This is a genomic window from Acidisphaera sp. L21, assembly GCF_009765685.1.
Classification (GTDB): Bacteria; Pseudomonadota; Alphaproteobacteria; order Acetobacterales; family Acetobacteraceae; genus LMUY01.
On record NZ_LMUY01000158.1, the window covers coordinates 16,414 to 26,111 of the forward strand.

The 9,698-nt window shown below is 64.5% G+C and carries 8 protein-coding genes; 4 read left to right on the forward strand and 4 right to left on the reverse strand.

Going from position 1 to position 9,698, the window contains the following annotated elements; translation table 11 throughout:
• Both GSQ76_RS32290 and GSQ76_RS30435 read left to right on the forward strand, forming a co-directional pair.
• A partial coding sequence (locus GSQ76_RS32290) for an ABC transporter permease (RefSeq protein WP_254070726.1) occupies positions 1 to 349 on the forward strand: 349 nt, incomplete at its 5' end.
• A complete protein-coding gene (locus tag GSQ76_RS30435) occupies positions 349 to 1,203 on the forward strand; it encodes an ABC transporter permease (RefSeq protein WP_158747827.1) in 855 nt (284 codons plus the stop codon). The genes GSQ76_RS32290 and GSQ76_RS30435, both read left to right, overlap by 1 nt.
• Positions 1,204 to 1,276: 73 nt before the next feature.
• Here the strand turns inward: GSQ76_RS30435 and GSQ76_RS30440 are convergent, their stop codons facing one another.
• Positions 1,277 to 2,572, reverse strand: coding sequence for an efflux RND transporter periplasmic adaptor subunit (locus GSQ76_RS30440; RefSeq protein ID WP_158747828.1), 1,296 nt, complete (start codon positions 2,570 to 2,572; stop codon positions 1,277 to 1,279).
• Positions 2,569 to 5,745, reverse strand: coding sequence for an efflux RND transporter permease subunit (locus GSQ76_RS30445; RefSeq protein WP_158747829.1), 3,177 nt, complete (start codon positions 5,743 to 5,745; stop codon positions 2,569 to 2,571). Before GSQ76_RS30445 ends, GSQ76_RS30440 begins: the two co-directional genes overlap by 4 nt.
• Before the next feature lie 312 nt (positions 5,746 to 6,057).
• Between GSQ76_RS30445 and GSQ76_RS30450 the strand changes: the two genes are divergently transcribed.
• On the forward strand, positions 6,058 to 7,548 hold the full coding sequence (locus GSQ76_RS30450) for an ABC transporter substrate-binding protein (RefSeq protein ID WP_158747830.1): 1,491 nt from the start codon (positions 6,058 to 6,060) through the stop codon (positions 7,546 to 7,548).
• 21 nt (positions 7,549 to 7,569) lie between these two features.
• Complete coding sequence (locus tag GSQ76_RS30455) at positions 7,570 to 7,914, forward strand: RidA family protein (protein ID WP_158747831.1); 345 nt, start codon at positions 7,570 to 7,572, stop codon at positions 7,912 to 7,914.
• 57 nt (positions 7,915 to 7,971) lie between these two features.
• Here the strand turns inward: GSQ76_RS30455 and GSQ76_RS30460 are convergent, their stop codons facing one another.
• Together GSQ76_RS30460 and GSQ76_RS32295 are read right to left on the reverse strand one after the other, a co-directional pair.
• Entirely contained in the window at positions 7,972 to 9,255 is a 1,284-nt protein-coding gene (locus GSQ76_RS30460) for a four-carbon acid sugar kinase family protein (RefSeq protein WP_158747832.1), read from the reverse strand.
• A 3-nt stretch (positions 9,256 to 9,258) separates the two neighbouring features.
• Positions 9,259 to 9,698, reverse strand: a 440-nt coding sequence (locus GSQ76_RS32295) for a RuBisCO large subunit C-terminal-like domain-containing protein (protein ID WP_254070727.1), incomplete at its 5' end; no start/stop codon positions are given.

The following is a 9,698-nucleotide window of genomic DNA, read 5'->3' on the forward strand; positions in this document are numbered from 1 at the left end:
GATGTTGGAGGTATTAGGCCAACCCTATATTCGCACCGCCAGCGCACGCGGGGTGCCGTGGGGCGCGGTCGTGCGACGCCACGCCTTGCCGAACGCCGCGATCCCGACCGTGACCATCATCGGCTTCATGGTCGGCAGCCTGATGGCCGGCGCCGTGGTGGTGGAGAGCGTGTTCAGTTGGCCCGGCGTGGGGCGGTTGCTGGTGGTGGCGGTGTCCAATCGCGACCTGGGCGTCGTGCAATGCATCCTGTTGCTGGTGGCCACCACGATGGTTTGCGCCAATCTGCTGGTCGACCTGCTGTACGGGGTGCTGGACCCGCGGCTGCGCAGCCCGGTGAGGGCGGCCTGATGTCGGGCATGGTGATCGGCCTGCCTGGGCGGCGGCGGGCGCCCTGGGCGGTGCTGCTGGCGGCGGGATGGCTGGTTCTGATGCTGGTCGTGGCGCTGTTCGCCGACCAGTTGCGCCCGTATGGCATCACGGCGCTGGACCTGCACAACCGGCTGTCCCCCCCGATCGGCTTCGGCGGCGTCTGGTCGCACGCGCTGGGGACGGACGAGTTGGGACGGGACGTGCTGTCGCGCCTGATCGTGTCGATCCGGGTTTCGCTGCTGATCGCCTTCGGGGCAACCGCGATCGGCGCCGTGACAGGCACCAGCCTTGGTTTCCTGGCCGCGCATTTCCGCGGTTGGGTCGAGCAAATCGTGCTGATGCTGATCGACTTCCAGGCCGCCCTGCCCTTCCTGATCATGGCGCTGGCCGTGCTGGCGTTCTTCGGCAACGCGCTGACCCTGTTCGTCTGCCTGATGGGATTTTACGGCTGGGAGCGGCATGCCCGCGTCGCCCGCGGCCTGGCGATCGCGGCGAGTGGCCAGGGTTACGCGGCCAGCGTGCGCAATCTGGGTGCGAGCCCGATGCGGGTGTACGGCCTTCACGTATTGCCGAACATCGCCTCGACCCTGATCGTCTCTGCCACGCTGGCCTTTCCGGAGATCATCCTGCTGGAAAGCGGACTTTCGTTCCTGGGCCTCGGCGTGCAGCCGCCGCTGACGTCGCTGGGCAACATGGTCGGCTACGCGCGGGAGTATCTGCAGCGCGCGCCCTGGATCCTGCTGGCGCCCGGGCTGACGATCGTGCTGACGACGCTTTGCATCGGCATCGTCGGGGACTGGCTGCGCGACCGGTTGGACCCGACGCTGGACTAGGATTGGCTTTCATCAAGGCAGCCGGTGCGGTCGCCGGCGACCGGGTCAGCTCGGTCTCAGCCGCTCGTCATCCTCATTCGTGCCGATTGCTTCCAGATTGAGCGCCGGACGAGGCGGCCAATGTTTCCGGGCCTCCCGTTGCAGTACCGGGCTTGGTATCGGGCTTGGTGTCGGGCGTGGTGACCGAGGCAACGGGGGTTTGGCTTGCCGGCTGACTGCCTGCGGCCGGTGTTACCGGCTCGACCTGCTGCCCCTCCAGCAACCCCAGGGAAGGACTGGCGACGATTTTATCCGTCAAGGAAAGCCCCGAAATCAGCTGAACGGTGAGACCGAGCGTCTCGCCCACCGTGACCTTCTGCATATGCACCTTGTTGCCGGCGCCGATCACCGCCACTTGCGTGCCGCCGGCGCCGAACAACAAAGCCTGCGCTGGGACAATCATGATGTCGGGGTTCGAGGGGAAGGTCATCTGGACGCTGACATACGCGCCGGGAAGTAATTCTTCCTTCGAATTGTCGACTACGAACTCCGTCACGATGGTACGGGTTGCAGCGCTGACGCCGCCGGCCATGGTGAGGAATTTCGCGGGGACGGTCTTGGCGGCATTGCCCGGTAAATACAACTTGGCTGTCAGGCCGGGTTTGAGAACGCTGCCATATGTCTGCGGCACCGAGACGAAAATCCGGACGTCATGCACGTCATCGACCGTGAACAGCGGTTGCGGGGTGCTTTGCTGCGTGACGTCGGCACCATTGGCGCCAATGAAATCGCCCACATTCACGTGGCGCGCAGTGACGATACCAGCGAACGGGGCCTTGATCGCCTTGAACGCGACCTTTGCAGCGTAGTTCTCGACGTCCTGTTGTGCGGCGTTCACCTGGGCCTTTGCGGCCTCCGCGGTGGCGTTCCGGTCGTCGATCTGCTGCACCGAGACGCCATCCGAGCCCTTCAACGCGTCGTAGCGCTTCGAGGTGATGGCGGCGATGTTGTATTGGGCTTGCGCGACATTGAGCTTGGCCTTGCTGGCTTCGTATTGCGTATCCAGCTCGGGAGTCGCGATCGTCGCGAGAACGTCACCGGCGTTTACGTGGGCACCGTAATCCTTGTTCCAGTATTCGACATAGCCGCTGACCTGGGCGTAAACCTCCGCCTCGTTCCAGGCATTGACCTGCCCCGGCAGCTTCAAGCTTTGCTCGGCGGGCCCGGCTTTGGGGGATATCGCTTGTACCTTGGGGATTGCAGCATCGTCCGCGCGCTTCTGCAGGTCGGACACGGATGTCGCGCGTGACCAGATGCCGTAGGAGGCCAGGCCGCCAGCGACGACGAGCCCTCCGACGATGACGAGGATTCCGGATCGGCGGGAGATCATGCGGTTTGCTCCGGTCGAACTCGGGAACGGTGAAGGATGGCGAATACGCACGGCACGAACACCAGGGTCGTGACGGTGGCGATCAGTAGGCCGCCGATCACGGCGCGGCCAAGCGGAGCGTTCTGAGTATTACTGATCGACATCGGGATCATGCCGACGATCATGGCCAAGGCGGTCATCAGCACTGGCCGGATACGAGCGTAGCCGGCCTCCAACGCTGCCTTCACGGCATCGCCGTGCTCGGCAAGCCGGGTTCGGGCGTAATCGACCACGAGGATGGTGTTCGCCGTCGCCGTTCCCATGCACATGATCGCGCCCGTCAAGGCGGGGACGGACAGCGTGGTGCCAGTGAGGAACAGCGCCCAGGTGATCCCCGCAAGCGCCGCGGGCAAGGCCGAAATCACGATAAACGGGTCAAGCCAGGACTGGAAGTTCACCACGATCACCAGGTAGATCAGCACGATCGATAGCGCCAGACCGATCAGCAATTGGGTGTAGGCGGACATCATCGTCTGGGACTGGCCGCTCAACGTGGCCGTCACGCCGCGTGGCAGCGCCGATGCGAGGCTATCGATCGATGCCTGCACTTCCCGGCTGACGGCGCCGAGGTCACGCCCTTCGACGTTGGCGTAAATGTCGATGACCGGCTGGATGTTGTAATGGGACACGACGCCGGGCGAGCCCGTTCGCGTGACGGCCGACAAGCCGCCGACGATCTGCACCGGGCCGCCGGCTGTACCGCCTGTTCCCGCGTCGATCGGAATGGTTTGCAGGTCGTTGACGCTTTGCAGTTGCACCTGCGGCGTTTGCAGGTTGACCAGGTGCGCCACGCCGGTCGCCGGATCCAGCCAGTAGGTCGGCGCGGTTTGGCCGCTGCCCGACAAGGTCGCGAGCACGTTCTTGGCGATATCGGACTCGGTGAGGCCCGTCCCAAGTGCCTCACTGCGCCGCGATGCGAGCTGCAAGGTCGGCTGGCCCATGATCTGCTGGATGTGGACGTCGGCGGCGCCGGCAATATGCTGCATGCGTTCGGCGAGCTTGGCCGCGTAGGCGTAGCTGGTATCGAGGTTACGCCCGCTCACCTGGACATCGATCGGCGTGGGAAGACCGAAGTTGAGGATCTTCGCGGTGATGTCGCCGGGGAGGAAGGTGAAATCCGTCCCAGGGAAAGCGCTGGTCAGCCCTTTGCGCAGCACTTGGCGATAATCCGCCACGGGCGAGGCAGCATTGGCCAGTGAGATGGTGATGTCGCAATCCTGCGAGCCCACGACGCCGTTCGCGCTATAGGCCTGGTTGATGCCGCTTGTCGGCAGGCCGCAGTTGGACAGCGTGCCGGTCACCTCGCCCGGCAGCAATGTGCTCACCTGCTGATCGATCAACACGGCATCCTTGGACGTTTCCTCGATGCGGGTGCCGGCCGGGAAACGGACATGCATGTCCATTTCACCGGATTTGATGCTGGGGAAGAAGTCCTGGCCGACGAAGAACAACAACAGCAGGGACGCCAGCGAGGCGAGCAGATAGCCGCTTGCGAAGAGTTTCCGGCGAGCGGTGAGGCCGACCAGCAGGTCGTGGTAGCCCGTTCTGAACCGTTCGAAGCGCTGCTCGAAGCCACGTTGCAGGCGGACGAAGGGGCCTGGCTTGGTGTGCTTGCCCGCGTGTCGCGCCGCTACCTGCGCACCCAGCAGCCAGTTGGCCATGGTGGGTGTCAGCGTGCGCGATAGGATGAAGGATGCGACCATCGCGAAGATGACCGCCTCGGCCAGCGGCAGAAAGAGATATCCGGCGACCCCGCCCAGTTCCAGCAATGGCAGCCAGACGATGCAGATGCACAAGGTGGATACGAAGGTCGGTACCACGATCTGGTTGGATGCGACGATGATCGCCTCCGTCAGTTCGATCTCCTTGCCCTCGCGCTCGGCTTCCTCGAGATGGGCGTTGATGTTCTCGATCATCACGGTCGCATCGTCGACCAGGATGCCGACCGCCAGCGCCAGTCCGCCCAGCGTCATGACGTTGATGTCCTGGCCGATGCAAGACAGGACGAGAATGGATGACAGGATCGACAGGGGGATGGAAGTCGCGACGATCAAGGTCGAGCGCCAGCTGCCGATGAAGATGAGCACGGCAATGCCCGCGAGCACCGCGGCCGTCACCATTTCCTGCACCACGTCCTCGATCGAGGCCCTGACGAATTCCGACTGATCGTTCAGCGGCGTGATGCTGACCCCGGCTGGCAACGTCTTGAGCAGACCCGGCAGCTTGGCCTTCACGCCAGCCACCACGGCGAGCGTGGACGCATCGCCCGATTTGAGGATTTCGAGCAGGACGGATTGCTGGCCCTTGACGATCACGACGTTCTGTTGCGGTGGGCCGCCGCGATGCACGAACGCCACGTCGCGCAGGTAGACGGTGGCACCCCCCTGCTGCTTGACGGGCAGGTTGTTGAAGGTGTCGATCTGCGCGGGGGTGGAGTTGGTGACCACCATGTAGTCGACCGCCCCGATCTTCTGATCGCCCGCCGGCAACACGATGCTCTGCTGGGCCAAGGCGGCGCTGACGTCGGACGCGCTCAGCCCATGGGCCAGCAGCTTGGTTTGATCGAGATCGACCTCTACGTCGGATTGGACGCCACCGTAGGGGCCGGGTATCGCCACGCCGGGGACGGAGATCAAGGCAGGCCGGATCAGGTTGGAGGTGAGGTCATAGACCTCGTCCGGGGTCATGCCGGTGGCCGCGATCTCCAGATTGAGCACGGGAACCGAGGAGGCGTCGTAGACCAGGATGTTGGGCGGCGTCGTACCGGTTGGCACGACCTTCAGGATCGTCTGCGAGGCGGCCGTGACCTGGGCCTGCGCTGCGGCGATGTCGGTTCCAGGTTGGAAGAAGATCTTGACGACACCGCTGCCGTAATAGGACTGGCTTTCGATATGTTCGATGCCGCTGACCGTCGTGGTGAGCGAGCGTTCGTAGTAATAGACGATCCGGCCCGACATGTCGGACGGCATGAGACCGGTATAGGTCCAGATTGCTGCTACAACTGGGATCTTAATAGGGGGAAATATGTCTGTGGGCGTCGAAAATACGGCGCGGCCACCAAACAACAGTATCATGATCGCAAGTACGACAAATGTGTAAGGTCGCCGCAACGCGACCAAGACAATGGCGTTCATCTTAGTCCGATACTATTTATGGGGGGCCGGGCTCAAGTGGCCCAGTTGGCATTGAGTGTCGCACTGTTTGGTAACTGGCTCAAGCGAAGACCCACCAGCATTTTCTAAAATCTAAGTTATGCAAGGAGAGGCGGGATACATTGAATCGCTGTTGCCTTATTCGAGGTGGCATGCGGGACGGGAGATTTCGGCGTCGGGTGCCGGGTGCCGCGAGCTCGTCGGGTAGGAAACGCTGGCAAGATTCTTGCTGACGATCGTGATCATGTCCGGACATTCATGATGCTTGGCCGACTTTTTCTCGCATGCCTCTTATTGGTTCCTGGGCTGCCTGCACTCGCCCAATCGATCGACCGCCGGGATACACTCGTCGTCGCGGTCAACGAAGATGCAGACGTGCTGGACCCGACCCTGGCGCGGAGTTACGTCAGTCGCATCGTATTCGCTGGCTTGTGCGACAAATTATTCGACCTCGACGAGACGCTGCACATCGTGCCGCAACTCGCGCTGTCCTACCGCTACGAGGCGCCGACCATGTTGATCCTGACGTTGCGCCCCGGCGTGCTGTTCCAGGATGGCACGGTGATGGACGCGGCCGCGGTGGCGTATAGTTTGAAGCGCCACCTCACCCTACCCGGCAGCGCCCGGCGGAGTGAGATCAGCGCGCTGGACCATGTCGAAATCATCGACAATCTGACCGTGAAGCTGGTGCTGAGCGTTCCGTCGGCGCCTTTCGTGAGCCAGCTGGCCGATCGTGCGGGAATGATCGTGTCGCCGACCGCGGCGCAGGCAGAAGGGGCCGATTTTGGACAGGCGCCGGTCTGCGCCGGGCCGTTCCGGTTCAAGGAACGGGTGGCGCAAGACCACATCACACTGGATCGTTTCGATGGCTATTGGGATGCGAAGTCGATCCATTTCGCTCGCGTGATCTACCGGCCGATCCATGACAGCGCCATCAAGCTCGCCAACTTGCAAACTGGCACGGTCGACCTGGCCGAGCGCGTGGCTGCGACCGATGTGGCGAGCGTGCGGGCCGATAAGCGGCTGTCGATATCGGTCTATGATGGCCTGGGCTACACCGCCTTCACGGTGAATGTCGGACATGGTACGGCTGCAGACACGCCGTTCGGGCGAAGCGCGCTGGTGCGTAAGGCGTTCGAGTTGTCCCTGGACCGCGATGCGCTGATCAAAGTCGTCTATAATGGCCTGTTGACGCCGCTTGCGCAGGGCATGACCGCAAGCAATCCATTCTACAACGCCGACCTGGTGCCCCCGGTCCGCGACCTGGCGAAGGCCAAAGCGCTGTTGGCACAGGCGGGGGTGCCTTTGCCGGTGGCGCTGAGCCTGACCATGGTGAACACACCCGACCAGTTGCAGCTTGCCGAGATCGTGCAGGCGATGGCAGCCGAGGCCGGGTTCGATGTAGCGATCCAGGTGGTGGAATTTGGTGCCGGAATCGCCGCCGAAGATTCCGGCAGCTACCAGGTTGCCGCCAATAGCTGGTCCGGCCGGGTCGATCCGGATGGCAACCTGTATACCTGGCTCCATACCGGGTCCGCCTTGAACGAGAGCCACTATAGCAACCGACAGGTGGACACGTGGCTCGACGCGGCCCGGCAGACCAGCGATGCGGCCGAACGCAAGGCGCTGTATCGGAAAATCACCCAGCAGATTGCGCAGGACCTACCGTCGATCTACCTGTTCAACACAGCCGTTATCGTCGGGATGAACAAGGGCATCGATGGATTTCGCCCGGTGCCGGATGGACTTATTCGGCTGCAGGGGCTGCAGCGTGTGTTGCCATAAGCCGGAAGAGGATAGCCAGGCATGATCCAGCGTTTCGAAAGACAGCGTCTGCTGCATCGCGCGGTCAAACATAACGGCGTGTTGTACTTGGCAGGGATGACTGCGGAGGACCGGTCCGTCGCCATGAAGGGCCAGACCGAGCAGATTTTGGACAAGGCCGCCACGCTGCTGGCCGAGCATGACAGCGACAAGACAAAGATCCTCGCTGCCACCATCTTCATCACCGACATGGCGCAGAAGGAGGCGCTGAACGAGGCATGGATCGCGTGGTTCGATGCGAGCGATCTGCCGACCCGGGCCGTGCTCGGCGTTGCCGAACTTGGACCTGGCGCCCTGGTCGAGATCGTGTTGACGGCGGCCTGTTGATCTCGGCGTCCGGTGAACACGGTTGGGCGACGATCCGCGACCATCCGATCCGCGGCTTCAACGCTGGCCGTTTCCATGGAGCAGGTGTTCGAACAATTGCGGGCTGCCCATCTGGCCGCCCTTGAGCATGATCTCGACCCCATCCACGCCGGGTGCGGCGCTGTGGGCGCGGCAGATGGCGACGCCGGGCGCCAGCGACGTGAGGTAGGAAAGCCCCCATAGGCCGAGCGCGATGGTCGCTTGACTGGACGTATCCCCGCCCGCAATTCCGACGCGCTGCAGCCGCACATGCTTCAGCACGTCACCCAGCAGCCGGGCCGTTGCCTCGGCGACAGCGCCGGGCGCCTGCGGCGGGCCGTCCGGCTGGCTGGTGCGCACCAGGACGGAGCGGCCCGCCGACAACAGGCCCACGACCTGCGTGCGAAGCTGCTGGGCGTAAGCCGGGTCGGCGGCAAGCTGCGATGCCTGGGCCACGACCGGAACGTAGCTGGGGGACGCCGCGACCTGTGCGGCCGTGACGGGGGACAGGCTGCCGGCCAAAACCAGCACGGGGCCGTCTGCCGGCCGCAAGGGATTTGCGCCGGCGAATGGGACGGATGCCTCGCCGCGTGCAAGCGCCTGGGCAACGCTGCTTGGCCCGACGGCCAGCAATGGCGCCGCCTGCGCGTGGGACCAGATTGCGCGGCCGACCGGCGCCAGATCGGCGTCGCGCGAGACGTCCAGCAAGATCGCTGCGGGCGCGGATTGCAGCGTCGCCGCAAGCACCGCGGCAAGATCCGGCTCGTAGGCTGGATAATGCAGCCCGGCGATGCCATCCAACCCTTGTGCCGCGAGGTGGCGGCGTAAATCCGCCTCGCCCATCGGGGTCACGGGATGCACCGCCATGGTGGGATGGCGGTCCAGCCGGTGCACCACGCCGCCCGTTCCGGCGGCGGCGAAGAGATGGCTGAACAGGCAGAACCGGCCAATATTCGGCTGGCCGCCCACGATCGGCAGGAAGGCGTTGGGGAAGAACGGCTGCAGGGTTGCGATCGCCGCCCCGATGCTGCCGATGGCCGGCGCGCTGTCGAAGGTGGAGCAGCATTTGTAGTGCATCACCCGCACGCCCAGCCCGGCGAAGAACCGTCCGACCGGCACCAATTCCTCCGCCATTGCCGCCGGGGTCATCGCCCGGGCCGCGCCTGCAATGCCCACGGCGTCCAGCGGGCCGGCGGCTGCGAGCTGGTCCGTCGAGGGCACGCCCAGGAACAACAGGGCGCGGTAGCCCGCCTCCGCCCAGTTCGCCAGCGTGTCGGTAGCGCCGGTGAAGTCGTCGCCATACCAGCCGAAGCGTGGCGCCACCGGCTAGGCCTTGCCGCCGAAGAACGCCATCGCGCGAGCCAGCTCTGGCGCGTCGGTTACAGCGGCGAGCGGGATGCCGGCCTTCGCTGCCGCCGCAGCCTGGCGGATGCTGGCGACACCTGCCGCCGGGCCATCGGGGTGCCCCATGATCCCGCCGCCGGACATGAACAGGAAATCGTCGCTGCCGACCGCCTGCCAGGTCACCGGGACAGTCCCGGCCCACTGGCCGGAGGAGAAGGCGGGCAACACCGCGTCGTCAGCGCCATCGGTCAGCGGTGCCAGGCAATCCTGCGCGCCGTCGATCACCTCCTGGTCTGGTTGGGCGAATTTGCCCTGCAGGCCGTGGACGTGCATGTGGTCCACGCCGGCGAGGCGCCACAGCACCTGATAGGCCTGGAACCCGATCCCCAGCGCCGGGTGGCGGGACAGGGCGCCGAAGCCGT